Origin of the sequence: Ignatzschineria rhizosphaerae (assembly GCF_022655595.1) — a bacterium.
Lineage (GTDB): Bacteria > Pseudomonadota > Gammaproteobacteria > Cardiobacteriales > Wohlfahrtiimonadaceae > Ignatzschineria > Ignatzschineria rhizosphaerae.
In genome coordinates this window covers 2,381,711-2,406,963 of record NZ_CP093379.1, presented here as the reverse complement: position 1 = coordinate 2,406,963, position 25,253 = coordinate 2,381,711, and the positions used below count along the sequence as shown (strand labels likewise).

37 protein-coding genes and 1 pseudogene are annotated in these 25,253 nt (G+C 40.0%); 21 read left to right on the top strand and 17 right to left on the bottom strand.

What is annotated here, in order from left to right; translation table 11 throughout:
- The first annotated feature begins 174 nt into the window (after window positions 1–174).
- The 3 genes from MMG00_RS10845 (at window position 175) to MMG00_RS10835 (ending at window position 3,998) form a co-directional block, all read left to right on the top strand.
- A complete protein-coding gene (locus tag MMG00_RS10845; RefSeq protein ID WP_242148217.1) occupies window positions 175–1,074 on the top strand; it encodes a LysR family transcriptional regulator in 900 nt (299 codons plus the stop codon).
- A 198-nt stretch (window positions 1,075–1,272) separates the two neighbouring features.
- On the top strand, window positions 1,273–1,707 hold the full coding sequence (locus tag MMG00_RS10840; protein ID WP_242148215.1) for a CopY/TcrY family copper transport repressor: 435 nt from the start codon (window positions 1,273–1,275) through the stop codon (window positions 1,705–1,707).
- Window positions 1,708–1,721: 14 nt separating this feature from the next.
- Window positions 1,722–3,998, top strand: a complete 2,277-nt coding sequence (locus MMG00_RS10835; protein ID WP_270049298.1) for a heavy metal translocating P-type ATPase — start codon at window positions 1,722–1,724, stop codon at window positions 3,996–3,998.
- Window positions 3,999–4,068: 70 nt separating this feature from the next.
- On the opposite strand, the gene MMG00_RS14380 is transcribed toward MMG00_RS10835, so the two are convergent.
- The 3 genes from MMG00_RS14380 to MMG00_RS10825 all read right to left on the bottom strand — a co-directional run bounded on the left by MMG00_RS14380 (window position 4,069) and on the right by MMG00_RS10825 (window position 6,143).
- The gene (locus MMG00_RS14380; protein WP_432805946.1) at window positions 4,069–4,356 is read right to left on the bottom strand and encodes a DUF2569 family protein; all 288 of its coding nucleotides are present in this window, start codon (window positions 4,354–4,356) and stop codon (window positions 4,069–4,071) included.
- Window positions 4,357–4,392: 36 nt separating this feature from the next.
- On the bottom strand, window positions 4,393–4,551 hold the full coding sequence (locus tag MMG00_RS10830) for a hypothetical protein (protein WP_242148212.1): 159 nt from the start codon (window positions 4,549–4,551) through the stop codon (window positions 4,393–4,395).
- 233 nt (window positions 4,552–4,784) lie between these two features.
- Window positions 4,785–6,143, bottom strand: coding sequence for a sodium-dependent transporter (locus tag MMG00_RS10825; RefSeq protein ID WP_242148210.1), 1,359 nt, complete (start codon window positions 6,141–6,143; stop codon window positions 4,785–4,787).
- A gap of 492 nt (window positions 6,144–6,635) precedes the next feature.
- On the opposite strand from MMG00_RS10825, the pseudogene MMG00_RS14165 reads away from it, so the two are divergent.
- The 3 genes and pseudogenes from MMG00_RS14165 to MMG00_RS14375 form a co-directional block, all read left to right on the top strand.
- Window positions 6,636–6,758, top strand: a pseudogene (locus MMG00_RS14165) (IS3 family transposase); the annotation flags it as partial.
- Window positions 6,748–6,939, top strand: coding sequence for a hypothetical protein (locus MMG00_RS10820; protein ID WP_242148208.1), 192 nt, complete (start codon window positions 6,748–6,750; stop codon window positions 6,937–6,939). The pseudogene MMG00_RS14165 and the gene MMG00_RS10820, both read left to right, overlap by 11 nt.
- Window positions 6,899–7,186: a DDE-type integrase/transposase/recombinase gene (locus MMG00_RS14375; protein ID WP_432805945.1), complete on the top strand. Its 288-nt coding sequence runs from the start codon at window positions 6,899–6,901 to the stop codon at window positions 7,184–7,186. The genes MMG00_RS10820 and MMG00_RS14375 overlap by 41 nt, the downstream gene beginning before the upstream one ends.
- Window positions 7,187–7,556: 370 nt before the next feature.
- Here MMG00_RS14375 and MMG00_RS10815 read toward each other — a convergent pair whose 3' ends face one another.
- The 13 genes from MMG00_RS10815 to MMG00_RS10755 form a co-directional block, all read right to left on the bottom strand.
- Complete coding sequence (locus MMG00_RS10815) at window positions 7,557–8,171, bottom strand: gp16 family protein (protein ID WP_242148205.1); 615 nt, start codon at window positions 8,169–8,171, stop codon at window positions 7,557–7,559.
- Window positions 8,172–8,329: 158 nt separating this feature from the next.
- Window positions 8,330–8,578 (bottom strand): hypothetical protein, encoded by a 249-nt coding sequence (locus MMG00_RS10810; protein ID WP_242148202.1) that lies wholly within the window; start codon window positions 8,576–8,578, stop codon window positions 8,330–8,332.
- Between the two features lie 8 nt (window positions 8,579–8,586).
- The gene (locus MMG00_RS10805; protein WP_242148200.1) at window positions 8,587–9,192 is read right to left on the bottom strand and encodes a DUF3164 family protein; all 606 of its coding nucleotides are present in this window, start codon (window positions 9,190–9,192) and stop codon (window positions 8,587–8,589) included.
- Entirely contained in the window at window positions 9,173–9,463 is a 291-nt protein-coding gene (locus MMG00_RS10800) for a DUF3850 domain-containing protein (protein ID WP_242148198.1), read from the bottom strand. Before MMG00_RS10800 ends, MMG00_RS10805 begins: the two co-directional genes overlap by 20 nt.
- On the bottom strand, window positions 9,460–9,750 hold the full coding sequence (locus MMG00_RS10795) for a hypothetical protein (RefSeq protein WP_242148196.1): 291 nt from the start codon (window positions 9,748–9,750) through the stop codon (window positions 9,460–9,462). The genes MMG00_RS10800 and MMG00_RS10795 overlap by 4 nt, the downstream gene beginning before the upstream one ends.
- A gap of 9 nt (window positions 9,751–9,759) precedes the next feature.
- Window positions 9,760–10,872 carry an ExeA family protein gene (locus tag MMG00_RS10790; RefSeq protein ID WP_242148194.1) on the bottom strand — a complete coding sequence of 371 codons (1,113 nt, stop codon included), beginning with the start codon at window positions 10,870–10,872 and terminating at the stop codon, window positions 9,760–9,762.
- Window positions 10,869–11,114 carry a hypothetical protein gene (locus tag MMG00_RS10785; protein WP_242148192.1) on the bottom strand — a complete coding sequence of 82 codons (246 nt, stop codon included), beginning with the start codon at window positions 11,112–11,114 and terminating at the stop codon, window positions 10,869–10,871. Before MMG00_RS10785 ends, MMG00_RS10790 begins: the two co-directional genes overlap by 4 nt.
- Before the next feature lie 2 nt (window positions 11,115–11,116).
- On the bottom strand, window positions 11,117–12,859 hold the full coding sequence (locus MMG00_RS10780; protein ID WP_242148190.1) for a transposase family protein: 1,743 nt from the start codon (window positions 12,857–12,859) through the stop codon (window positions 11,117–11,119).
- A complete protein-coding gene (locus MMG00_RS10775) occupies window positions 12,840–13,061 on the bottom strand; it encodes a hypothetical protein (protein ID WP_242148189.1) in 222 nt (73 codons plus the stop codon). Before MMG00_RS10775 ends, MMG00_RS10780 begins: the two co-directional genes overlap by 20 nt.
- On the bottom strand, window positions 13,058–13,933 hold the full coding sequence (locus tag MMG00_RS10770) for a DUF3102 domain-containing protein (protein WP_242148187.1): 876 nt from the start codon (window positions 13,931–13,933) through the stop codon (window positions 13,058–13,060). Before MMG00_RS10770 ends, MMG00_RS10775 begins: the two co-directional genes overlap by 4 nt.
- Before the next feature lie 37 nt (window positions 13,934–13,970).
- Window positions 13,971–14,408, bottom strand: a complete 438-nt coding sequence (locus MMG00_RS10765; RefSeq protein ID WP_242148185.1) for a hypothetical protein — start codon at window positions 14,406–14,408, stop codon at window positions 13,971–13,973.
- Between the two features lie 10 nt (window positions 14,409–14,418).
- Window positions 14,419–14,697: a helix-turn-helix domain-containing protein gene (locus MMG00_RS10760; protein WP_242148183.1), complete on the bottom strand. Its 279-nt coding sequence runs from the start codon at window positions 14,695–14,697 to the stop codon at window positions 14,419–14,421.
- Complete coding sequence (locus MMG00_RS10755; protein WP_242148181.1) at window positions 14,697–14,978, bottom strand: XRE family transcriptional regulator; 282 nt, start codon at window positions 14,976–14,978, stop codon at window positions 14,697–14,699. The genes MMG00_RS10760 and MMG00_RS10755 overlap by 1 nt, the downstream gene beginning before the upstream one ends.
- 144 nt (window positions 14,979–15,122) lie before the next feature.
- Here MMG00_RS10755 and MMG00_RS10750 point away from each other — a divergent pair, with 144 nt between their 5' ends.
- From MMG00_RS10750 to MMG00_RS10685, 14 genes are all read left to right on the top strand, one after another.
- Window positions 15,123–15,785, top strand: a complete 663-nt coding sequence (locus MMG00_RS10750; protein WP_242148179.1) for an XRE family transcriptional regulator — start codon at window positions 15,123–15,125, stop codon at window positions 15,783–15,785.
- Window positions 15,786–15,793: 8 nt separating this feature from the next.
- A complete protein-coding gene (locus tag MMG00_RS10745; protein ID WP_242148177.1) occupies window positions 15,794–16,252 on the top strand; it encodes a hypothetical protein in 459 nt (152 codons plus the stop codon).
- A gap of 73 nt (window positions 16,253–16,325) precedes the next feature.
- Window positions 16,326–16,646: a Mor transcription activator family protein gene (locus MMG00_RS10740; RefSeq protein ID WP_242148175.1), complete on the top strand. Its 321-nt coding sequence runs from the start codon at window positions 16,326–16,328 to the stop codon at window positions 16,644–16,646.
- Window positions 16,647–16,717: 71 nt separating this feature from the next.
- A complete protein-coding gene (locus MMG00_RS10735; RefSeq protein ID WP_270049297.1) occupies window positions 16,718–17,263 on the top strand; it encodes an N-acetylmuramoyl-L-alanine amidase in 546 nt (181 codons plus the stop codon).
- The gene (locus tag MMG00_RS10730) at window positions 17,260–17,541 is read left to right on the top strand and encodes a hypothetical protein (RefSeq protein ID WP_242148173.1); all 282 of its coding nucleotides are present in this window, start codon (window positions 17,260–17,262) and stop codon (window positions 17,539–17,541) included. Before MMG00_RS10735 ends, MMG00_RS10730 begins: the two co-directional genes overlap by 4 nt.
- On the top strand, window positions 17,519–17,773 hold the full coding sequence (locus tag MMG00_RS10725; protein ID WP_242148171.1) for a hypothetical protein: 255 nt from the start codon (window positions 17,519–17,521) through the stop codon (window positions 17,771–17,773). The genes MMG00_RS10730 and MMG00_RS10725 overlap by 23 nt, the downstream gene beginning before the upstream one ends.
- 104 nt (window positions 17,774–17,877) lie before the next feature.
- Complete coding sequence (locus MMG00_RS10720; RefSeq protein ID WP_242148169.1) at window positions 17,878–18,111, top strand: TraR/DksA family transcriptional regulator; 234 nt, start codon at window positions 17,878–17,880, stop codon at window positions 18,109–18,111.
- Window positions 18,108–18,410: a DUF2730 family protein gene (locus MMG00_RS10715; RefSeq protein WP_242148167.1), complete on the top strand. Its 303-nt coding sequence runs from the start codon at window positions 18,108–18,110 to the stop codon at window positions 18,408–18,410. Before MMG00_RS10720 ends, MMG00_RS10715 begins: the two co-directional genes overlap by 4 nt.
- A complete protein-coding gene (locus MMG00_RS10710; RefSeq protein WP_242148164.1) occupies window positions 18,407–18,706 on the top strand; it encodes a VpaChn25_0724 family phage protein in 300 nt (99 codons plus the stop codon). Before MMG00_RS10715 ends, MMG00_RS10710 begins: the two co-directional genes overlap by 4 nt.
- Window positions 18,703–19,269 carry a DUF3486 family protein gene (locus tag MMG00_RS10705; RefSeq protein WP_242148161.1) on the top strand — a complete coding sequence of 189 codons (567 nt, stop codon included), beginning with the start codon at window positions 18,703–18,705 and terminating at the stop codon, window positions 19,267–19,269. Before MMG00_RS10710 ends, MMG00_RS10705 begins: the two co-directional genes overlap by 4 nt.
- Before the next feature lie 3 nt (window positions 19,270–19,272).
- A complete protein-coding gene (locus MMG00_RS10700; RefSeq protein WP_242148159.1) occupies window positions 19,273–20,874 on the top strand; it encodes a terminase large subunit domain-containing protein in 1,602 nt (533 codons plus the stop codon).
- Window positions 20,874–22,436, top strand: coding sequence for a DUF935 domain-containing protein (locus tag MMG00_RS10695; RefSeq protein ID WP_242148158.1), 1,563 nt, complete (start codon window positions 20,874–20,876; stop codon window positions 22,434–22,436). Before MMG00_RS10700 ends, MMG00_RS10695 begins: the two co-directional genes overlap by 1 nt.
- Window positions 22,423–23,157, top strand: a complete 735-nt coding sequence (locus MMG00_RS10690; RefSeq protein WP_242148156.1) for a phage head morphogenesis protein — start codon at window positions 22,423–22,425, stop codon at window positions 23,155–23,157. Before MMG00_RS10695 ends, MMG00_RS10690 begins: the two co-directional genes overlap by 14 nt.
- A complete protein-coding gene (locus MMG00_RS10685) occupies window positions 23,150–23,590 on the top strand; it encodes a phage virion morphogenesis protein (protein WP_242148155.1) in 441 nt (146 codons plus the stop codon). The genes MMG00_RS10690 and MMG00_RS10685 overlap by 8 nt, the downstream gene beginning before the upstream one ends.
- A 106-nt stretch (window positions 23,591–23,696) precedes the next feature.
- Here MMG00_RS10685 and MMG00_RS10680 read toward each other — a convergent pair whose 3' ends face one another.
- Window positions 23,697–24,038: a hypothetical protein gene (locus MMG00_RS10680; RefSeq protein WP_242148153.1), complete on the bottom strand. Its 342-nt coding sequence runs from the start codon at window positions 24,036–24,038 to the stop codon at window positions 23,697–23,699.
- Window positions 24,039–24,162: 124 nt separating this feature from the next.
- On the opposite strand from MMG00_RS10680, the gene MMG00_RS10675 reads away from it, so the two are divergent.
- Window positions 24,163–25,251 (top strand): phage protease, encoded by a 1,089-nt coding sequence (locus MMG00_RS10675; protein WP_242148151.1) that lies wholly within the window; start codon window positions 24,163–24,165, stop codon window positions 25,249–25,251.
- The last annotated feature ends 2 nt before the right edge of the window (window positions 25,252–25,253 follow it).

Below are 25,253 nucleotides of genomic sequence, written 5' to 3'. Positions count from 1 at the left end.
TTTCATAGTAGGAAACTGGTATTCATTAACTAATGTGCTGATTTTATATTATAAATTTCACATGCCGTTAATGAATTTAATGAATGAACTGGATTAATCATAAGGTTTTTTTAAAAGTTTGCTATATTGGTGAAGAAATTCTTTAATGCCTATGAGGCATCAATGGGGGAAGTTATGCAATTAATTCAAGATATGGATCTGAATGATATTCAGATCTTTTGTAAAGCGGCAGAGAGTAAAAATTTTACGGAAGCCTCTATCACAATTGGAGTCACGCCTTCAGCTGTTAGTAAGGCTATATCAAGGCTTGAAACAAAGCTGAATATTAAGCTTTTCCATCGTTCAACAAGATCTATGCGTTTAACTGAGGAAGGAAAGAGTTACTATGCTGTGTGCAAAGAATCCGTTGAGAATATTCGCGATATTGAAAGGCAAATCACAAATAGCATCGAGCCTTGCGGTATTGTGCGAATCAGTATGCCTAATAGTTATGGCATCAAGAAGTTATTGCCGGCAATTAATGATTTTTTAGAAGAGCATAGTGATTCGCTCTTAATCGAAGTCTCCTTAAGTAATAGTTACATTAATTTTACAAAAGATGAGTTTGATTTAGCAATTCGAATTGGCGATTTAGTGGGCGACCGATTAGTGGCGAAAAAGGTGAATGTTGCGCAGCCGATGTTAGTTGCTGCCCCTTCTTATATTAAAAAATATGGGATGCCGGTATCCATTGAGGATTTAGTAAATCATAAATGTATAGGATTAAGATTTGCCCATACAAGGCAAACAATCCCTTGGGATTTTTCGGGATTATCAAAGCCTTATCATTTTAAGCCTAGTATGATTCATAGTGATTCTGTGGGAGCTTATGAAACGGTACTTAATGGGTTTGGGATTATGCAGTTTTTTGATTATGCCGTAAATGCAGATATTGCCGTTGGAAAAGTCGTGGAGATATTGCCAGAGAGAAGACCAAGAGGAAAAATAGTGCATCTAGTTTATCCAACTAGCCGTTATGTCCCAGCGAAGGTTAGACTTTTTATGGAGTATCTGACAGAAGTATTATCGAAGTAGGATATGGTGATTTGCTTTTTGTAGCTGTTTAGCAAGGATAGATAATCCTTGTCTATATTGATGTATCTGTCATTTTTAGTTTGATTTCAAACAGTTTGAAGGGATATATCAAAAGCATGTTTGCAAAAAGAGTAGACAAGTTTAATTATGTCATCTATATTTGTAGTCATTTGTTGTTGTAGATAAAGAGACCACTTTATGGAAAGAATAGAAATAACCCCATCTGAATGGGAAGTAATGAGAGTTCTCTGGGCAAATGGAGAACTTGGTAGTAGTGATATTGTCACTGTTTTGCAAAAGAAGCGTCAATGGAAACCAACCACAACTAAAACGTTGCTTTCTCGTCTTGTCGCCAAAGGTTATGTGGAAACAAAAAGCGAAGGTAATCGTTATCTGTATCGTTCAACGATACGAGAGAGTGATGCGTGGGATGATGCCGCAAAAGATCTCTTTAGCTTTGTCTGTTCTCGTAATCGCGCTAAGAAGCTTGCAAGACTGATTGAAGCACGTGAACTTTCACATGATGATATTGCTGTGATTGAAGCAAGCCTTGCGAGAGCAAAAGAGAATAGTGTTAAAGATATTGTGTGTGATTGTTTTAAGGGGCAATGCTGCTGTCATTTAGAACAATAACAGGAGATTGAGTCATGGAAACCAAAGAAATCAAGATGCATCAAGATCCTCTCAATAGAGAGTTTTCTAGGCTAGCGATTACAGGAATGACCTGCGCAAACTGCTCAGGAAGAATTGAACGAGTGGTGGGTAAAAAGCCTGGCATTTACCGTGCTAATGTGAATTTAGCCAGTAAAAAAGGAATGTTTGAGTATGATCCTAATCTTATTGATGAAGCGGAAATTATTCAAATTATTGAGAAAACAGGGTTTGGCGCTATTTTAGATGATGAAGATCATCGTGGTGAGCTGATTTTGCAAGAGGAACGTGTGGCAAAAAGAGTGCGCCTCACCTTAATAATCAGTGCCTTATTAAGTTTGCCGATGGTTATTGGTATGATTGCCATGTTAGCAGGTGTTCATACGCCTTGGGTGGAGTTTTTACATCGACCGTGGGTGCAGCTTCTTTTAACAACACCGATTCAATTTGGAGTTGGAATTCGCTTTTATAAAGCGGCTTGGGCTTCTTTAAAAGTAAAAGCACCCAGTATGGATGTTTTAGTGTCGCTCGGTACTTTAGCGGCATTCTTTTATAGCGTTTATAACGGCTTTTTAGGTGGTGATCCAACGCACCTCTATTTTGAAAGTAGTGCCGTCATTATTACCTTAATTTTATTAGGGAAATATATGGAAGAGCGCGCGAAAAATAGAACCGGCGCCGCTATTCGTAGCTTAATGGCGCTCCAGGCTAAAACAGCAATTCGTATTGATGAAGTTACTGCGGAAGATGGCACAATTCGTGAGATCTTTACAGAAGTCCCTATTGGTTCGGTGATTGTTGGCGATAAATTATTGGTGCATCCTGGCAAGACGATTCCGGTAGATGGCTCGGTGATTTCAGGGAATTCCACCATCGATGAGAGTATGTTAACAGGCGAAAGTTTGCCCATTGATAAAGGTGTTGGGGATGAGCTCTTTAGCGGAACCATTAACCAATCGGGCGCTCTTGTTATGACATCGACAAAACTCGATAGTGAAAGCACATTATCTCGTATTATTGAGATGGTTAATGATGCACAAGGCAGTAAAGCGCCAATCCAAAAGATCGCCGATCAAGTCTCGGCAATCTTTGTGCCGGCAGTGATTGTAATAGCGATTATTACATTATTGATAAGCTTTGTTGTGATCGGTGACTGGGGAGTAGCAATTATGCATAGCGTTGCTGTTTTAGTCATTGCTTGTCCTTGCGCGCTTGGGCTTGCAACCCCTACAGCAATTATGGTGGGAACCGGCGTTGGTGCGAATAATGGGATTTTAATTAAAAATGGGGAATCCTTGGAGCGAGCTGCAAAGATCAATACGATTGTACTTGATAAAACGGGCACAATTACTGAGGGTGCACCGAAGGTGACGCATTTTGAAGTGAGAAAGGATGGGCTATTATCAGAAGATGAATTGCTCGCTATTTTAGTGGGATTAGAATCACACTCAGAGCATCCTTTAGCAAAAGCAATCGTTGTATTTGGTGAAAGCCATTCTTTAGAAAAACCGAAAATAGAGAACTTCCAAGCGCTTGTGGGCGCCGGACTTCGAGGTGAGGTTGGTGGGAAGCGCTATTTTGTCGGCTCTCCAAGGTTAATGGATGAAATGAAGCTTGATTATATGCCATTTAAGAGAGTTGTCCCTGAGCATGAATCAATGGGAGAAACAGTGGTGATGTTAAGTGATGAGCACCAAGCATTAGTGGTTATCACGATGGCAGATCCTGTTAAAGCGACTTCTAAAGAAGCGATTGCTACTCTCAAGGCTATTGGCATTAATGTTATTATGCTCACAGGCGATAATGCTCGAACTGCTGCAAAAATTGGCGTTGATGTGGGATTAATGCCAGATGAGATTGTCGCAGAGTTAAAACCTGAAGATAAAGCTTCAGTTGTTAAAGAGCTACAAGCGCAAGGTAAAATTGTGGCAATGGTGGGCGATGGTATGAACGATGCGCCGGCACTTGCTCAAGCTGATGCCGGCATTGCGATGGGAACGGGGACAGATATTGCGATGGAATCAGCAGATGTCACGATTATGAATGGCGATCTCATTAACCTCTCGAAGATGATTCTTTTATCTGAGTTAACGATGAGGAAGATTAAACAAAATCTATTTTGGGCCTTTATCTATAATACAGTGGGGATTCCCTTTGCGGCATTTGGGCTTTTAAGTCCGATTATTGCAGGAGGTGCCATGGCATTTAGCTCCGTCAGTGTATTGATCAACTCTTTAAGTTTAAATCGAGCTAAATTAACGAAAAAATCGTAGTAATTAGCAGTTTTTGTACAAAATTATTAAAAGGTATTTATCGAGTATGGATACCTTTTTTAATGCTTTTTTAGTAGCGAAATGTCGATTTTACTCGTTGAGAGTAGTAAAGATAAGGAACCCAGATGAGATATATTGCAATATTCAAGAGTAACATTAGAGAAAGGCGTTTATAGTCAGATTGTATTAGATTTTCCATCATCCAATGGCTCATCAAAATATTTAAGGTCATAAAAATAGGATAGGTGATGACAAGGATTAACCTCACTTTTGGAAATAATCGTTTTTGATTGTAAAAGAGTAGTAATGCATAGATAAAGGCACATATAAAAAGCGTATTGCCAGCAATTTCGCTAATAATAAGGGGTACATAGCCTTAAATATAGAGAGGAGATTATGGATTGGCAACAATGTTCCATGTCGCAAAAAGCTTAGGGATCATGTTAGAAAGGGTATAGATTCTCAGTAAAGTTGTGATGATTAAAAAGATGAGTAGGATCATTAAGCTACCGCTAGCTTTCTTTAATGGTTTTGAATCTGTGGTAGAGTCCATTTTCATCATCCTTTATGATAAGATTTGATGAAAAGATATTATCACCTCTTTAATATAAGATTAACTATTTGATAGTAATAGGTTATATTCGCGGTATGAAAGTATTAAAATTTGTATCATAAAAATAATTTAAAGCTATGGATAAAGAAAAAGCACTCGGAGGTATCTCCTGAGTGCTTTATAGGTCTATTTTCCAATGAATGAATGGTGTTTAATTGCTAATGACGTTGGTTTTAAATAAATGAGAAACCAAAGATAATCAGAATTAATGCCGGAATCACAAATTTAATATGATAAAAAAGAAGTGGTGCAATTTTCTGATTGATCTCGCCATTATTAGTCATTTCATCGAGTGATACCTTTTTCTTTAAGATAAACCCGATAAAAATAGCAGATAAAAGGCTTGTTGTAATAAAGAGGATATTGGCACTGATGTAATCAAAAGCATCAAAAAAATTCATCCCAAAAATGTGAATATCACTCCAAATACTATCAGCTAAGATACTTGGTACGTTTCCGAAGATAAAGATGACTGCAAGCGTTAAAAAGGTAGCTACAGGGCGCGTCATTTTAAACTTCTCAATTAATGTTGTAATTGCAACTTCATAAATTGTAATAGAAGTTGTCAAGGCTGCTAGGAGTAATAGTAAGAAGAATAGAACGGCAAAAAATGCGCCAAAAGGAATGGTTGAGAATACCGCAGGCAATACTTGGAAGACAAGTGATGGCCCTGATGCAGGCTCAATCCCTGCCGAAAAGAGTGCCGGGAAAATAATAAAACCAATTGCAAGAGGAATCATGGTATTGATAATACCTGCACTGACGCTAATACTGGCAATATTCTCTTTTTTACTTAAATAAGAAGAGAGCGTTACCATGACACCAAAGCCGATGCTTAAGGCAAAGAAAACTTGGCCAAGGGCAAGTAAGATAACTTGAGAGTTAATCTTGCTAAAGTCAGGAATGATATAGAATTTCACCCCTTCCATGGCGCCAGGAAGGAATAGTGCACGAATCATTAAGGCAAAGACAAGGAGTAAAAAGAGTGGCATGACCCAGCGAATAACCCGCTCAATCCCATCAATAATGCCTTTAACGAGAATATAGTAGTTTACCGCAACAAAGATAAAGGTATAGAGCGTCATCTTCCATGGGCTACTGGTAGATGCTTCAAAGAAGTTCTTCGTTGTTTCGGCACTAAGTGGGGTTGAAAGATCGATCTCACCTAGCGAAATACCGCCGATATAGCTCATAACCCAGCCGCCGAGTACCATGTAGTAGGCTAGGATCCCAAATGCGCCTAAAATGGCAATAACTCCCACTCCTTTCCAAAGTTTAGAGATGGGGTGATCTAATCCCTCACCACTAAAGGCATCAACAACGTTGGTATGTAATCTTCGGCCAATAAGATGCTCTGCTACAAGCATCGGCACTCCAAGAATTAACATTGCGATAAAGAATACTAATAGATATGCACCGCCCCCATTTTCTCCAACAAGATAGGGAAAACGCCAAGTTGCTCCAAAACCAATGGTTGCACCGGCAACGGTAGAGATATAGATGAGTTTATTACTCCAACTCTCACGAGCCATAAATCCTCCTTAAATAACAATAGCTTGCCGCTCGCTCATTATATTGAGAGAGAATGAAGTTCATGAAAGGTATGAATATTCTCGGTGTTTGCGATGCAGCAAAGCTGAATAAGATTGAAAAATACAGATTGCTAACATTATTATCATAGTTTTTATAAAAACGATCATTTATTGCTAAAAGAGATACATAAATGTGTGCTTTTTTTAATGTACAGATACTTATTAATAATAAAATATCGTTTATTATCATCGCAATAGTTTTTTTCTTAGGAAGATACTTATAAGGTGCAACGTTACTTAAAAGTTGTTAGATGTGAGCAGAATCATTAATAAAGAGATCGATCAATAAAGGGCAGCTAATAAAGAGTACGGTTAATAGATAAAAGAGGGTCATAAAAAAGCCGGCATTAATATTAATACCGGCTTTTGTGATTGATATGATCCGTCCTAAATAACGTTGACAACTTTACTGGTTTAATTTGGAGAAACTAGATGACAACGTACATTAAACGAACTCAAAAAGATTACACTTTGGCTTTTAAACTTGCCGTAGTTGCAGAGGTTGAAGCTGGTGCAATGACTTATAAACAAACCCAACACCATTATGAAATCAGAATATGAAGCTTTGGTGCTTGATAAAGTCATTGGTATACGTTTGCAACAACCTCGATTAGGGACTCGTAAGCTTCACTATTTATTACCAGAATTAGGGTTTAGTATTGGAAGAGATGCATTATTTTCGCTTTTAAAGAGACATCGGATGCTCATCCCAAGAGCCAAAGCGTACCATAAATAAAACCACCAATAGCTTACACCGTTTTTATAAACACCCTAATTTACTAGAAAACCTTGAAATAACAGCACCTGAACAAGCTTGGGTAGCAGATATTACCTATTTTCCAACACACAATGGAACGAGTTACATCAGTTTAATTACAGATGCTTTTTTTCGAAAAATAGTGGGTTATGATGTATCAGATACTTTAAAAGCAGATTCATCAGCCAGAGCTTATGAAATGGCCTTAAATAACCGTGTAAGATGATCAGACACAGGATAAGTACACAGGGATATTCATGATAAGTGCGGGAACAAGTTGGACATGACGGGAACAAATGGGAAAGTTATTGCAACAGTGTTGCAGGTTTGATTGTTCGTTAACTTAAGTGTAATATCTTTTCCAGAGGTGAACATACTTGATATGTTTTCCGCTGATTCCAGAGCTCGGCATTTTAATGTCGGGCTTCTGTGCTTTTATGTCTGCACAAAATAAAAGCCCGAAAGGTTTGGCGCTACTTTTAATAAGGTTGTAGGCTTACTGCTATCGGGCATATCTAGGCTAATAATAAACATACATAGCTTCATTGTCAAAACAATGCGACACAAAAAAGCCTCCAAATCGGAGGCTTAATTATTTACAGGCTTATATTATGTCGGTGACACAATTCATCAATGACACGCCAGTTTTCCGTCGAGGTGTATTTAAACATTGTCTTGGGTCTTTTGATGTCAGCAATCAAATCAAGGCTGCTTTTTGATATATGGATACCATCGCTTGTGAGTCTTTTTAATAACCGATTCAAAAGCTCTCTTGATTGCCATGTCTTGAGGCTCTCTATAATCGTTGCAGCTTCATCATATGTTATCCAGTGCCAATGATCCGCTTCAGTACGATTACGGCAATATGAAGCCAATCCTTTATCGCTGCCGTCTTTAATGATTCCTTGATTATGCATCTCTATCCAAAGAGCGAGCATTTTATCTCTTACATCGGCTGGTAGTTCTATACCGTCTTTGGTGATGCGTTTTGGCTTTACACGCTTGCTTTTGAAGCCATCAGGTTTAGCAGGTTTTACCTTAAAGCCTTTTTGTTTAAGCTCTTTTAAAATGAGATTAAGCTCCGACATGTTGCAGTCTTTTAAGCTCTCGCCTTTACCTCTATTGATGCGAAGAATCATTGCTCTGTAGCTATCTTCATCCATACCTAACTCATTGCGAGCAATGTTGATTAACTGGTATTTCTTAAACATAATTCACTCCTATTAAAAAGCCCCAATTAAGGGGCTGCAATTTTTCAAAATAACCAACTAATAAAAATTCCTAAACCAATTCCTAGTAAGAGCAAAATAATTACAGGAAGCAGTAATAAGCCAAGCATCCAATTATCTCTAAACATACCGCTCCTTTTTCATATCTTAAAAACTATCTGGTCTTGCTTGTCATAAAAGCAGATATCTTCATCTGTCACTATAATTTTGACGATCTTCTTTCGAGTTTCATTAACATCTTCAGTGATCGCTTTTCTCGCTGCTTTTTCCCATCGCTTCCGATGCATTTTGATTATCCCTGAACGCAACTCTTGAAAGTCAGCTCCCTTATAAAAAACACCACGAGGTATCTTTTGGGGAACTTTCGCCTTAACTTCTATATTGACCATATATCCCCCTAAATCGCCGCAAAATCTAAACTGATCTGAGCATAGCTACCATCTTCTTGAAGCTCATAAAAGCGCATGTACTTCTTAGAGCTAGTTACTATGATGCTATCTCTGATTGCTTGCATGCCTTGTTGCCAGCGCTCATCATCAACATCGTAATTAAGTAATTCTAGAATGCGTTTGATGTTGCTAATATTGCCTTGGGCGTTTGTTCTGAAAGCGGTATTGGCAATGATTGCAAGGTTCTTGTTTGCACCAACTGACCATTTACTAATACACTCTTTAATGATCTTTTCAGCTGCGTGAATATTTTCGTTAAAGCGAATGTTTTCACTGATTGCTAGCATGATTTTGTATTTGCCATCATAACTGTAAAGAGTCACATTCCCTTTACCTTTGCCAACTACGACTTCATATTTTGCTAGTGCAAGCTCAACGTATGCATCAAAGTCTAAAAAGTACTGTTTCTTTTCTTCGGCCATTTGAGATTGCAGTTTTTTTGCCTTTTCAGTTAGGCTTTTCACAACTTCATCACGGAGAAGATCTTCCTGTTTGATGTTGTCGATATGCACTAAATGGCCTTGCATGTTTGTTCTATATTGAGCCAAATCCATATATTTTCTCCTTTACATCGTTTAAGTTTAAAATGACATAACCTTCTTCAAGCCCTGCATAATCTTCTAAAATGAAGTTAATTTGTGCTGCTATCGACCATCCTGTGAGCTTCTCGTTAAACTCTTGTAAGATTACATAGTCATTTACTTTAAAATTGCGATCATTTTTACGTAGTTCAAAGTGTTTTTTACCCTCCTGAATTGCTTTAAAAAAAATAGGATCTACTTTTAGGTAATGAATCGCTTCATTTGTATAAACTCCCTCACTCATGCAATTACTCCTGTCGTTTTAATTTCAATAATCGGTGCTTTCGCTTGCCAGTTAATTTTCCAGCCGTTAATAGTGGCTTCAGGAACATTAAAGGCATTAAGAAGAACCACTTTGAATCCTAGCTTTTTAGCTTGTTCGCCATTTGGTCGCTCCACTAAAATACTCTTCTTGGCAAAATCAACGGTATATACGCCGATATCAGCATTAAGCAGCTTCGCCATTACTTTGTGAAAACTCTTTGCTTTTTTGTGATAGTGCCTTGTTAAAACGTTCTTTGAATTATTCATATCCGACTCCTATAGACTTTCGACGATACCGGCATCAATGGGAGTAGCTCCGATCTCTGCGGCATGGTTTAAGATTTTGACAGTTAAATTATTAACAATAAGTGGGTACGTCATACTAATAAGCCCCTTGCTGCCTGTTTGTGTGAGCTTTGCTCTGATCGCTTCAAATGCATCATCAGTCATGAATTTTGTGACATCGACACCAACACGCTCAAACTTATGAACGAGATAATCTTTAAGATGAGAATCAAGCGGTTGAAGTTCTGCGATTTCACATCTACGAATAACTTCTCGTGCTTCCCAGTTCATTCTCTCGTTAAGTTTGTTCTTGAGTTCTGGTTGACCGATTAAAACAATACTTAATAAACGTTTAAACCCATCTTCCAACTCCCAGAATCGTTTCAAGTTTTTAAGCATCGGCAATGTTAAGTCATGAGCTTCTTCAATTACTAGGCAATGCGTCATTCCCGCTCTTGATGAATCTCTTAAGAGTTTTTCCATTTGACGACTCTTAGCTTCAATCGAGCGTTTGCCAGGCAAGTTTGGATTGATCTCATCAATAACAGCTTCAATGATCGATGTAACAGTAAGTTTTTCTTTATCAGGCAAGCTTGGAGAGATCAGCTGTATTGATGCATCTTCACGATTAATACGATCAACTAGATCACGTCTTAAGATTGATTTTCCTGCGCCTGACTCGGCAATTATTGCAATAAATCCTCCGCTACTAGCCGCATGATAAAGCGTCTCTCTAATGAATCTTGCTGTTGGCGTTAGGAAGACATCATCATGACTTCTAACATCATCAGTAAATGGGTCTTTATAGATGCTATATAGCTGGCGAGCGTCTTGTGTTATCATTTCTTTATGCATTTCGATTTCCTCGTCTTGTTCAGAATCTTCTGAGTTAGTAATGTTAAATAGATCGTCTGCGAAAACGATTCCTAGTTCAGTAAGGTAGCCCTCTATTTTGTCTTGCAAGATATGAGGGTTTTTCTTTGGCCATTGACCGTGTCGTAGAAGTAAACTAATGACTGCTTGACTCACTCCAACAGCACGAGCAAGATCTGATTGTGTAATAGCGTACTGCTTTAAAATTCCATCTAGTTTGTGCATGCTCATACGAACTTCCTTATTTCTTTAAGAAATCTTTCAGCGGCTTGTTTGTCGTAGTTAGCAAAAACACTATCTCTACTTGTTTCGCTGCTGAATCCAATGGAGACTATTACTTCATAACCAGCTTCTGCATCAGCCCTTTGAGAAATTTCAAAAGAACCGCTTTCTTGGTTGTAGTTTTTTGTGATTAAAATATCGGCATCACAAAGGTTGAATATCTTTGCAAAATCTTTTTCAAATTGACTCATAATTACTCTCCTACTACTTTCAATGTTGATCTGGTGGTTAACTGGCGCTTGATGGTTTCATAATCCATCGGGTCAATTTCGGTATAATGCTTGCTGAGGTATTGGTAGGTGTCTTTTGGATATTGATCACCTAAATCAGCTTTTAATCGCTTACAAACCTCTGCAACACTAATCTTCTCGAATACTTGCTTAGGTGCTTGCAACTCATGTTCTGTTCCACGTTTTGGAATTGAGATAATATTTTCACGCTCTTTTAAGTAAGCACTGATACGGGTTTCGGGATCTAATTTCCCACCGTATAGCTGTGGGTTTTGCTTCGCTTTCTTGTCTGCGTCTTCAAGCGTTTTTGCTCCATGCGCATCAAGATGTATCTGTTTGCGTTCAACGTCACTCACTGTGTCACGAATGCTCGCCATGCCTTCACCAAAGATTTGATCTACTGCAAAGAAACCGCCATCAGCCTCTTCAAGTGGAATACACTCATGAAGCGTAACAACACCCTTATAATCAGTAATCTCAATATCAATATTGGGCGCTCTGAATGGGTTGAGTAAGACCGAAACTTGTTCGCCTACCTTTACGCTTTCGATATGTTCTACTGAGTAGGTTCTTGCCTCTGCGAATCCTCTTCCTTTATAAGTGATGCGAAGATCGTCATTAACCTTGCGCAATACTGGCTTGCTTGTGAGAATTGCTTTAAGTGTCTCCATTGGCGGTGCAAAAACTAACTGATCTTCTTTGATCCTATTCCAAACGGTATAGCGAGGTTGTTTGGTGCGTGTATGAATGCGAGATCCATTAAAGTATGTCTGCCAGCGTGTCACCATTTGATTGAGATCATCCACATTGGAGACTTTTGTCTTTCTGTTTCTTAAGCTTCCCTCAAACTGCACCTCGATAATATCTTGTATTTTCTCCGCTGAACCTTTCGCTCTAGGGTTTCCTGCCTTGTGCGGAAAGTGCTGGATATGCAAACGATCTAAAAAATTCAAAACAAGATGGGAAGTGTTAGCAGATCCCTTATCCATAATGAGTATCTGTGGAATCCCGTAAAAATCTTCCCGATCACGTTGAGTAAATGCATTCGCCAGTACGTCAAAAAACACCTCTTGATTCTCGCCGCTTGTTGCATAATACTTGCAGTAAAATGCTCCGCTAAAGTGGTCAACAACAGCATAACGTACGCATAAGTGATTACGTGCTTTATCGAGATTTTCAGGTTTGTTTTTATAGTCCTTTGTCTCATCAAAGAACTGAACACCACCTTCAGGAAGGTAAAACAACACGCCAACTGAAGCGTCTACCTGCCAAACATGGTTCGGATGGAGCGATCGCATATTGATGTGCGGTGTTGGTTGTATCAGTTGATCAGGATGGAATCCATGCATTTTAGCGACTCTCAATAAAGTTGTAGGGTTGTAAAGCTGTCTTATTTGACCGTTTGCATAAGCATCTGCGATGGCGTTTTCGCATGTTAAGAGTGTCTTTTCATTTTTGCGGCGGTTCTTATACATTGCGCCACAAATCAGTCGTGCATCACGGAGGTCAACATGTGTATCCCCTCGGTCAGATCTAACTTTGCGTTTCGACTGATAGCCCACTCTCTCTAACTTTTCATAAATCAAATTAATAGAGATCCCAAGAGTGTCAGCGATGTTTTGGATAAGCTTTGTTTTGCCGCCGTGCTTTGTAGCATCTAGTCTTTTCGCTACATCTTGGAAGTATTCAATTTCGGAAGGTAGCATTTAGTGCCTCCTGTTCTTCTTTAATTGTCTTTGCCGTTAGTGCTGCGAGTTGCTCTCCATTCGCATCCAAAAAACGAATACCTCTTGGTGACTGCTGGATGGTATGAACTCCACGAGCGATAAATCTAATCTTCGGCATAATCTCGCAAACTTGCCTAAGTGTTACAGCAAAGTCTGCATCATCAGGCGTTAACGTCTTCATGCTTCATCCATCCAAGTTGAGTCAACAATGCCATCATCACTTGGGAGTTGTTCTGCAACTAATTCAAGGTTTTGACGTACAGAGAGAAGTTCTCTAGCAAAGTCTTGAAAGAATGATTTGGGTAATGCATCAGCTGTTGCCTTGGCGAACAATTGTTGAAGTTTGGAGTTAGATGCAAGAATATCGCCAGTAACCTCTGCGAGTGTTAACTTGTAAGACTTCATTAGACGATCAGTTTCACTCTCATCAAGTTTGAGTTTTTCGATCTCTTTCTTTGATTTAGCTTCTGATTTCTCAAGCTTTTCTGAAAGCTCGTTGATCTTTTTATCTTTATCAGCTGACACCTTACGCACTGCATCTTGGTCAGCTTTTGCTTCCTTGAGCGCTCTTTTAAGCTCTCTAGTGGTCATTTTATCCATCTCATCAAGCGTTAAACCTGCGACAGTTCCGCCGTCAGCAAGAGCCTCTAATACCTCATCTTCTTGGTTGGCGAGATCTAGTAATTTTGTTAATCCTAAATTTCCAAGCGCTTGGAAAGATTTACTGTCTATGGTTAAAAACTTAGCGGCAGCTTGCATGAGGTTATATGCAGTGCTTTTTCCTATCTTAAAATCCATCTCAACGATTTCAATGAACGATTCAACAGTTTCATGCTCTTTTATAAGAATGAGTCTTTTACCGACTTCTAGCATTGATTGAGCTGTTTGGTTGATAAAGAATTTTGCTTCATTCACTACACGCTTACGATCATATGGAAGGTTGTCGCCATACGTCTTTTGAATTTCACTCAACTCATGAGTACGCTCCTCACGCATTTCAGCTTGAGTTTTACCTGTGATTAAATCCACTTGATCTTCTCTAATATCTGACATTTTTTACTCCGTTTGTAATAATTGAAATTCGACTAATTTATTTAAGAGGATTTTTCCGTGAGAGATGATGATGTTTACAGTAAAGACGAGGATCTTTTGAAGCTATTGGGTCATACGAATGCATTGTTTTATGCTTGGCTTCATTTAGCTTCTCACGTAGAAGAGAAGCTAGGTGTTGACTTGTCTCAAGTAGAAACTCAACTTTTGAAAGCAGATTGGGATCATCCAATAAATCCTTATGCTCGTGAGTACCTTCAGGAAATGGTGCAAACACTTCGGGAGTGGAGGAATGAGAGGCTTTATGTCGATGCTCTCCAAACAGTGGAAGATTTTGAGGAAAATCTACAACGTTACGGGACACTAACTCCCTCGCTTGATCAAGACTCAAAATAAACTTCCCATTTATGCGCTTACTAGCTTGGTGGATACGCTGAGCTCGTTTTTCTTGTTCTTTAGTAAGTTTTCTTGTAGTCATATCTATTCTCCTAATTATTGATTTCAGCCAGCTTCGCATTGATCGCTTGGACTTCTCGTGCGTGACTCGTTGCGATATTCAGTGCTTCGGTACTAAGTGCATATAAGCCGTTGTCGAGTTGTTCAACGAATCCTGCATGTATCAGGACGTTTATCGCTCTGCTAACACTGCTTGGTGTTGAGCCAATCTTGCTTGCGATCTCAACGTTGCTTATTCCTGTAAAGCTCCGTCCTTTCATTGCTTTGATGATCAAAAGTGGTCGTAGCTGTGATTGTGAGACTTCTTTCATTAAGCCTCCTGTGCAAATGGAGCGAGTTTGGCATCTAGTTCTTTTTGTAAGACTTGCTTTTCTGTTTTTTCTTTGGAGGTCTTTTCTCGTAAGTAATAAGGAAAGAGTGTTTTATGATCTTTGTCGCAAACTTTAGCGATAGCTTTAACGATTCTTATACTCCCTCGGCCCTCACTAATGACTCTGTGTACGGCTTGTGGCGTGACGTTTAAAGATCTCGCAATCATAGATGCGTTCAGCCCTCTTTCCTTTAGGAGATTGAAAATTAATTCTTTTTCCATTATATTTCACCTATGTTGTAATTAGTTGGTTGAAATTAGTTGGTTTAATTAAATTGACTTAGTTAAGTTGGTTTACTTAATTGGATATTAGTTTAATAAAATAAACCTGTCAAGTTTTGTGGTTTGATATTTTGGAGGTGAAGTTTGAGTGGTGATAATATTTACGGGGAAAGGCTTAGAGAACAAAGGCTTGAGTTGGGCTTGACTCAAGCAGTTTTGATAGAAAAATTAGGGATTGGGAAGTCAACAATTATAAATTGGGAGCAAGGTTCAACTTATCCAACCTTGCTACATTTAGTTGAACTGAAAAAACTTGGTTTTAATATTGATTATCTGTTCTCAGGCGAAGGGGCTCTAGTTACTGCGGCAACACCACCAGAGCCTTATGCATATATACCCGTATATTCAACAGAAGTATGTGCAGGAACTGGGGTTGATGCATTTGATTCAGAGCCTCTGTATTATCATGCTTTTAGAGAAGCTTGGCTCAGGGAGAGAGGATACTATGCAAGTAAATTAGCCGTGACTAAGATTATGGGTGAATCAATGGTTCCTGATTTGCTTCATGGTGATTATGTTTTAATTAACATGGCAAACAACCAACCTAAAACAGGATGTATCTTTGTCGTTAGAATCGGTCAGGAGTTATTAGCGAAATTTATAGAGGTTAGGCTGGATCGCTCAATCGTTTTAAAGTGTAGAAATCCATTTTATGAAAATATTGTAATATCCCCATCTGATGCAGAATCTCACGGTTTTCATATAGTTGGTGAGATCGTAGAGGGCGCAAGGGAATATTTAAACTAAAGGCTATTATGAAAAAACTATTATTAATTTCCTCTTTATTGATGTCACTTGCTTCTGCTACAACAGCTGAAGACGTTAAATTACTCGCCGAGAAAAATAATTTCACTTGTAGTTCTGGGGGTTGTTATACCTGTCTAGGAAATAGAGATATTAACTATTGTGCCGCTCAATCTAATAAAGGGTTTATTGAATTTAAAGACGATTCATATCTTGGTATGGGGCGTGGTGCCTTTGTTTATGAGGCATGTGATGTGCTAGCGAAGAGTTTCTTTGATGAGTCATTGAGTGTTAAAGATGATTATTACAACATGAAAGAGAAAATCTCTTCAGAAGCTGAAATGCACTCTAAGACTTATTTCAATGATCATTATGAGATGGTCTTGCATCAATTTTTAGTTTCAGAATATGATGGTATGTCATCAAAAAGACTAGTTGATGTTGTGCAATGTAAGGTTGTAGAAAAGTAAAGAATAGCAATAGCATTAGAATGATGGTTTAATATTTCAAACCTTGTTTATATTATTGGACTGAGATGATGCTATGGAAAACAACAAATGGCCTGAGCTTTGTGAGCAAATGATTGCTCTGGTTAATAATGCTCAACAAGAACAAAAATTAAGTGGTGAGGAGCTCGTTTTGCTTCTCATTGAGACATTCGGTGGTCAGATACTTTATCTGCCAAAAGCGGTCTCTTTTAAGTCTTTTGTGCGTGATCAGCAAATTTATAGTGAGTTTACTGGTAGTAATCACAAAGAGTTATGCGTTAGATATGGTTTATCTGAGCCACGCATCTACCAGATAATTGATGAGCAAAGAAAAATTCGCAGAGCTAAACAGCAGCAGACTCTAGAGTTTGTTTAAAACGTTATAATCCACCTCAAGCATCAATCTTCCCGATACTAACCCTCATACACTGTTATGAGGGTTTTTTAATGTCACAAACAAAGTTACAAGCAACACAAACAGCACGAAAAATCGATAAGCTCATCGTTCACTGCTCTGCAACTCCAGAGAATCGCAATAATACGATTGATGATGTCCGCCGTTGGCATAAAGCGGAGGGCTATCGTGATATTGGCTATCACTATGTGATTCATCTTGATGGTTCAATTCACAAAGGGCGTGCTGAGGCTGAAGTTGGCGCACACGTGAAGAGTCACAATAAATACAGTATCGGTGTTTGCTATATCGGCGGTGTTGATGCGCAGATGAATCCAAAAGATACACGTACGCCTGCGCAAAAAAAGGCGCTTATTAAAATCTTAAAAGAACTGAAAGCGAAGTATCCAAACGCAACGATTCATGGCCACCGTGAGTTTGCTAATAAAGCCTGTCCAAGCTTTGATGCTACTACTGAATATGCCGATCTTGTGCCTGATAACCTCGTTCTGCCAGAGCCAGCAAAAGAGCGCAAAAAATCATTTTGGGATCGTTTGCGTGAGTGGTTGCGTGGTGGTGAAACGGGAGAAGTAGTATGAGGCAAGCAATAAAAACACAGCTCTTTGCATGCTTTAGCGACCGTGGCGGACGGCTTGATAATACGAAGTCGATTACGATACTCACTTTCATTTTTGGCTGGATTGTCACATTTTTTGTGGCTTTCAAGGGCTCAGCTGATGCCGTGACTTTTTTTTACGTCATGATCGGCGCAGGAAGCGGATTAACAGTGACGAAAGGCGTTGTTGATCTAAAGCAAAAAGCCCAGAGAAATGCACAAATAAGCGAGGCTGGTGATGAGTCAGATGTTAATCGTTAGCGCAATAATCGCTGTTTTATGCGGCGTTATTACATTTTTAAAGCGTTCCAATCGCTCCCTTAAGAGTGAAAACAAGGAACTTGAAAGGGAGCTAGAACAGAGTGTTGAGCTTAATCAGAAAATCATTCTCACGCTTCAATCTCAGATTGAGTTTAAGCGTGATATTAGTCAGCTTACTGCTAGTGAGCTTATTGGCGAGCTGCACGACATCCGTGCGTTACGACCAGATTGACCTTGGGTGCTTGCTGATTCCCACAGTGACGGCGAGTGCGAAGGATACAAGACGAACGCAAGAGGAAGTATTGGAACAATGGAAAGTAAGGAAGATAGTTTGCAATGAGTGACATTATCGATAGAGCCAACGATCTAGCAAGTTGGCAAACAGAGCTTGCATTAAAGAACGCAAGAGCAAAGAAGCCGGGATTAAGTCCACTCATTGTGAGCGAAAATGGCGTTGATATTCAGCTTTGTGCTGATTGTGAAGAGGAAATCCCACCTCAGCGTTTAAAGGCGCTTCCTGATGCTGTTTTGTGCATTGAGTGTCAAGAGATATGGGAGAGACATTTATGACGTTATTGGAGTTTATTGAAAGATGGGGGTCGTTAATTATGACGGCAATTTTACTGCCAGGGATCGCTGCGATTTTACGCTCTACATTTGCTAGTAAAGTAGATCTCGATACCGAAAAGAACCGTATTACAACGCTTGAAAATAAAGTGGATAGCCTACCAAGCGCTAAAGAGTTTTATAACTTGAGTGAAAGGCTTGTTGATGTTGCTGGGGATGTTAAGGCTATCAACGTTGGGCTTACTCACATTACTAAAGGCGTTGATTTGCTGACTGAAGCAGAAAGAAGGAGAAAGGAATGAGTATCTTGCAGGAAGTAACAAATGAAGATCAACGTTTTCTAATGCTTCTTTCCCTCGTGCATATGAGTTTTGAGGGTAATGACAGCATGATCAAAGATGCGCTTTATGCTTATGGTCATCGTATTTCATCTAGCGATATTAAAGAGCACCTTCTCTGGCTTGAAGGAATGGGGCTTGTTGAGTTATCAAAAGTTGGGCCATATACGAAAGCGAAATTAACGCAGAAAGGCCAAGATGTTGCTGAAGGACGTGAAAGAGTTAATGGGGTACGCCGTCCAAGGGCTGGTGAACTATGAGTCGAGTGACACGGGGGCGTGCTTCTAAAGTCGATCTATTGCCTGAAGCGCTAAAAGAAGAGCTTCATAAGCTCTTGCGTAACAAGAGTAATACACAACTTGATGTGCTAGATGCGATTAATGAGCTTATTGAGGAACACGGGCTTGATGATGAAGCAAAGCTCTCTCGCTCTGGCTTAAATCGTTATGCTGCCCAGATGGAAACGATCGGTAAGCAGATTAAGGAAGCCAGAGAGATATCAAAACAATGGGCTGAAACGCTAGGAACTAATGCCGAGTCAGACGTATCGATGATCTCTATTGAGATGCTCCGTTCTGTTGTTTTCAATATCACAATGAAGCTCGCACAAGATGATGAGATCAAGTCTGATGACTTGCGTAATCTCACAATGTCCATCGCACGACTTGAACGTGCAGCAGCAACAAGCCAAAAGCGTATTATCGAAGCACGCAAAGAGTTTGCAGAAGAACTTGCAGAAAATATTGAGGCCTCAGTGCGTGAAAAAGGCATGTCTAAACAAGATGCTGACTTTATCAGAGCCATTATTCAAAAGAGTGTGTAGGTTATGGAAGCGCAAGAAAACAGGCAGTATCGACTAGCCAAAATCTTTGAAGAGAAACAGTATGATGTGCCAGAGTATGATCCGAAAGACATACTCTTATATCATCAACGCCAGTGGCTTGCTGATGAGTCCTTTATAAAATATGGCGCTAAAGGGCGACGTACAGGTTTAACGTGGGCAGAAGGCGCTGATGCCGTTTTACGTACGGCTTTAAGCAAAAAAGATGGCGGTATGGATTACTTCTATGTCGGATCTGATAAAGACATGGCTCGTGAGTTTATTGATGCCTGTGCTGATTGGGCGAATGCTTTCGCAAAAGCTGTAAAGTGGATGGATAGTACAGAAGGTGCTGAAGTTGACCAAGATGGTGATTATTTTGAGGATAAAGATGGTAATAAAATCCTCAAGTTCACAATCACTTTTGAATCTGGTTTTAAAATCCACGCCTTATCAAGTAATCCAAAGAACTTCCGAGGCCGTCAAGGTAATGTTTGTATTGATGAAGCTGCTTTCCATGATCAATTTGAGGAAGTATTAAAAGCTGCTCTAGCACTGAGAATGTGGGGTGGTCGTATTCGTGTTATTTCTTCACATGATGGCATAACAACGAAGTTTTATGAGATCACAGAAGAGATTAAAAAAGGGATTCGTAAGAATGAATCGCTTCATATTATCCCTGCCTCTTATGCCGTAGCTTGTGGTCTTTATAAGCGTATTTGTGAAGCAACGAATCAAGCGTGGTCGCAAGAAGCTGAGGATAAGTGGTTTGAAGAGCTTTTTGATTCAGCAGCTACTGAAGATGATGCTCTTGAAGAATATGAAGCTATTCCAAAAGCATCTAGTGGTGCATCGATTGATCTCTATCTGATTATGCAAGCCGCTCGTAAAGAGCATGTTGTAAGGCGCATTACTGCTCCAAATGACTTTATGAAACTAACGGAAGAAGCACGAGTTAAAACCATTAATGAGTGGTTAGTTGAAGTTGTTGAGCCATTGATGAAGTTGCTTTTATCTGAAAATGAACGACATGGCTTTGGGATGGACTTCGCACGAAAAGGCGACTTATCAGCGATTACGTTAACAGCCGTAGCACAAGATACTAAGCGTAAGCAAAGAATCGTTTTAGAGCTTAAAAATATGCCGTTCAATCAGCAACAAGAGATTGTTCGATTTGTCGGTAAACGTGTACCAAGGCTGATTGGTATGGCAATAGACTCAACGGGTAATGGTGCATCTATTGGTGAGCAAGCAAGCATTGATTTTGGCTCAGAAATGGTTGAGCAAGTGCATTTGACGGATAAGTATTACAACGAGTGGATGCCTAAATATATTGGTGCCTTTGATGCTGGTGGTATTGAAATACCAATGGATGACGATATTGAGCAAGACCATCGTAAGATCGTCAATATCAAGGGTGTTAATAAGATTCAGAAAGGGACAGAGACATCGATTCGTGGCGGTAAACGACATGGGGATGCTGCGGTGTCTGGATTCTTGTCCTATCGAGCAACATTAATGGAAGGCGGTGTTATTGAGTTCACGCCGCTCACGGCAAGTTATGAAAATGACGGAATACATGAAATAAGAGATAGAGGGTGCTGGTAATGGGAGTAATTGTAGATCAATGGGGTCGTCCAATTGTGGGAGAGATGCAGACAGAGATGTCAGAGCAACTATCACGCATTGCTCAAAGCGCACCTGATGCTGTTGCGAGCGGCTTAACCCCTAGAAAGTTAGCAGGTGTTGTGCAAAGTGCTTATGGAGGGGATCTTTCTGCAATCAGCGATCTTGGACATGAGCTTGAGACGAAGAATGGACATCTTTTTGCAGAGATGAGTAAGCGTAAACGATCCATCACGCTTCTTGATTGGAGTTTAAAGCCTCCCAAGAATGCTACACCTGAAGAGGAGCGTGATACCGAAATGATCGAAGAGGCGCTTCGTGATGCCGATTGGTTTAATGACATGCTTTTTGATGCTCTAGATGGCATTTTAAAAGGCTTTAGCTGTCAAGAGCTACAGTGGAATACTGAAGGCGAGATTATCAGACCTAAAAAAGTGATCTGGCGACCTCAGAGCATGTTTACTGTTAACCAAGATGATCGTAATGATCTGCGCATCAATGACGGTTCAATGGGCGGTCAAGCCCTTCGCAAATTTGGCTGGATTCAGCATCGAGCACCTGCGATGAGCGGCTATCTGGGTGAGACGACTCTTACAAATGTTCTTGCATGGCCATTTATTTTTGCCTCATATCCGATTCGTGACATGCTTGAGTTCTTAGAGATTTATGGCATTCCAATGCGTCTTGGAAAGTATCCAAGTGGTGCAACAGATAAAGAGAAATCAACACTTCTTAACGCCATTATGTCGATTGGGCATAATGCTGGTGGCATTATTCCTCAAGGAATGGCGATTGATTTTCAGGAAGCTGCACAAGGTGGATCGGCTGAGTTCTTGAGCGTGATCGAATGGGCTGAAAAGATGATCAGTAAGATCATTTTAGGCGGTACACTTACAAGTCAGGCAGATGGCGTGACCTCTACTAATGCACTTGGGACTGTGCATGATGGCGGGCGTAAAGAGATTATGCATAGCGATATTGCAGCGCTTGAGCCAACGATTACTCGTGACTTGATTATTCCAATGTGGGTGATGAATGCAGGAAGTTATAGTAGACCCACTCGTTACCCTCGTTTTGAGATTGATACCAGTGAACCTGAAGACTTGGCTTATTATGCAACTGCATTGCCGGCATTTGTTGGTATGGGCTTGCGTATCCCTAAATCATGGGCACATGACAAATTACAAATCCCTGAAGCTGCTGAAGATGAAGAGATCTTATCAAAACCTGAAGCACCTGCTTATGATCCTTATAGTGGGATGGGGTTCGCTGGGCTTTCAGCTCAAAAAGTTGAGACACGCTTTACGCCTGGGCAGAATAAAATTGAGGATGGAATCAATGGTTTTAGCCCAGAGGCCTTCAATAAAGCAATTGATCCATTAATTGAACCTATTGCTGAGGCTGTTCGTGCGGGTGGTCTTGAGAATGCAAAAGAGATGATTGCTGAGCTGTATGCTGATCTTGATACTACTGAGATGGAAGAGATGCTTGTTAAAGCGATCTTTGTCTCAGAGCTCTTAGGAGGTGCTAATGCCAACTCCTAGTGTCAGTAAGGTCGATGTAATGGCCGCTATGCGCATGGAGCCTAAAAAGGCGCTTGAGTACTTCAGGAATTTAGGTATTCCTGTTGATGATAAGTTTGCTACTCAAGCGCTTATGCGTGCTAGAAGCCGAGCCTTTACTATCGCAAACATCAATAGTGCCAAAATCACAGATCACATCTATAAAGAAATCTTAAGCACGATCGAAGCTGGTCAAACGCCTGACTTCTTTCTCAAGAATATTAGAGAGAGTCTTAAAGCTAAAGGATGGCTTAGCAACGATCTACCTGCTTATCGCCTCAAGCAGATGATGCGCAGTAATATGCAAACAGCATTTAATGCCGGTAGGTTCCAATCACAGAAAGCAAATATTGATAGACAGCCTTGGTGGATTCGGATTGAGGTTGATGATGAGAGAACACGTCCAAGCCATGTAGCGATGCATAAAGTCGCTGCACGTGCGGATGATCCCTTTTGGGACAATAACTATCCTCCCTTTCTTGATGGCGAGTATGAGTATGGTTGCCGAGGACGTGTAAGAGCTGTTAGTGATAAGCGCTTTCAAGAAATGCTCAAGAATGACAAGGATATAAAGGTCATTGAATCTAATGGCTCTAGCGGTCAATCTGTGATGGATGATGAAGATCAAATCAAAGAAGATGGGATCAAGCAGATTGATAATACAGACATTCAAGATCAATTGAGGAAGAAGCTCTATGGCTGATGATGTAATCAAAATTGATATCAACACCAAGCCTATCGAAGAAGCACTGGCAAAGCTCACTAGACCTTCAGCCCCACTCATGGAAGAAATTGCAGGGATATTGGTTGAGTCTGCTGATCAAGCGTTTGAAGATGAGAAAGATCCTGTTACTGGTCAGCCTTGGGTTCCGCTCTCGGAAGTCTATGCAGCGATGAAGGCAGCAAAGGGATACAGTGATAAGATTCTACAAAGAGGTGGGCTCTTAGCACTAATCCAATCTGACAGTAATGAGACGGAAGCTATTGCTGGCTCACCAGAGGCATATGCCGCTGCGCATAACTTGGGTTATGAGGAAGGCGGTATTCCTCAACGCCGATTCTTAGGAATTGACAAGATTGCAGAAGAAGAGATTTTGGATGCAATAAATGCTCACTTGTCGAAAGCTTTTGAGTAGAAAAGAAAATCGCATTTAAAGGCTGTTTGAGGTTCTGCATGATAATCTCATGGTGAAAACTCTTTTACAGTGCTTAAATGCGATTTTTTATGCTTTATAAAGATTTTTAGAGGGAGTTATCCTCAAGAGCTTTCGATGATATTCTAAAATACTCTCCACTTTGATATCCTATCGCTATCTTATTGCCATCCTCTTCAAAAGAAAATCCTGCGGAATGAAGGTTGTCCCATTGTCGAATTGCAGGTTTTAAAATATGCTTATCTATTAGAATTTGAGTGTGGAAATATAATGTGCCTATAAAGTTAGGATCTTGAATATTTAGGTATAAACCATTTTTATCCATTGAGCCATTGAAAAAACTGGCAATTTCGTACATTGTAAAAATGCATTTTGGCGAATTTACCATCGAGGTAACTATCATTTTAGAAAAGTCTTGATCATATATCATCGCTAAGTCCTTGTTGTAAGAAATAAATATCATAGCTGATATATTTGAACTTTAAAACGTTATAATCCACCTTCCCGTACCTAACACGCAAAAATAGCTCTGTATTCACTACAGGGCTTTTTTTATGTCATCTCAAAAATTCGGCATTGCATTTCTTCATTCAACACTTGCTCAAGAAGATGGTTGGCGTCAGGTTCTACCTTCTGGTCACTTTCGTGCGAAAGACGGCAGACCATCTGAGAAAGGTTTAGAGAAAGGCTGGTTTCTTAATAAAGAGATCGCTGAACGCTTAATCAATCAGGTTAAGGCGAAAGGAAAAGTGATGGTTGATTACGAACACGCTTATCTGCACGCACTGACCAACGCTGAAAAAGGGAAGCCAGTTGAGCCAACAATCGCAAGCGGTTGGATTTATGGTGATGACATCAAGTGGGAAGACGGATTGTGGGTAAAGCCACGTTGGACGAAGAAAGCAAAGTCTCATGTAGACGATGGCGAACTCGCAGGATTAAGTGCGCTTTTCACTTATGACCTTAAAACTGGCGAGCCACTTAATTTCTTAAATGTTGCACTTACAAACGATCCTGCCCTCACGGAACTCAAAGGCCTCACTAATCTAGCAGCACTTAGTAAATTCGCTGCGCTCTCACTTAATTCCCAATCCACAACAGGAGATAACTCTATGAATGAGTATTTGTTGAAGATCCTTGGTGCCCTTGGCTTAGAGGCAACTGAGGAAAACATTGCCGAAGTATCCGAGCAAGCGGTTGAAAAGATCAATTCCCTAATAGCTAAAGAAGCAAGTTCTGAAGAGACGATCGCCGACCTTAAAGCAAAACAGGTTGATCCCGTTAAGTATGTGCCAAGAGAAGCGTTTGAAGAAGCAAAAGCGAAAATCGCAGCGCTCTCAAAAACAACCAGTGAAAGCCAAGTTGATGCCCTTATCGCAGAAGGTCGTAAAACTGGAAAAGTTATGAAGTCAGAAGTTGGGAATCTCAAAGATATCGCCAAGGTGCATGGGCTTGCGGTATTAAAAGCCACTATTGACTCTCGTGTTGCTATCGCTGGTCTTTCTGATGAATCGCAAATCATTGAGGCTGCTGTTGATGCTGTGATAAGTGAGCTGACTGAAGAGCAAAAAGAAGCAGCTCGCATGCTCGGTATTGATGAAGCCGAGTATCTCAAAATCTTAATTGAACAAGAAGGAGCATAAAA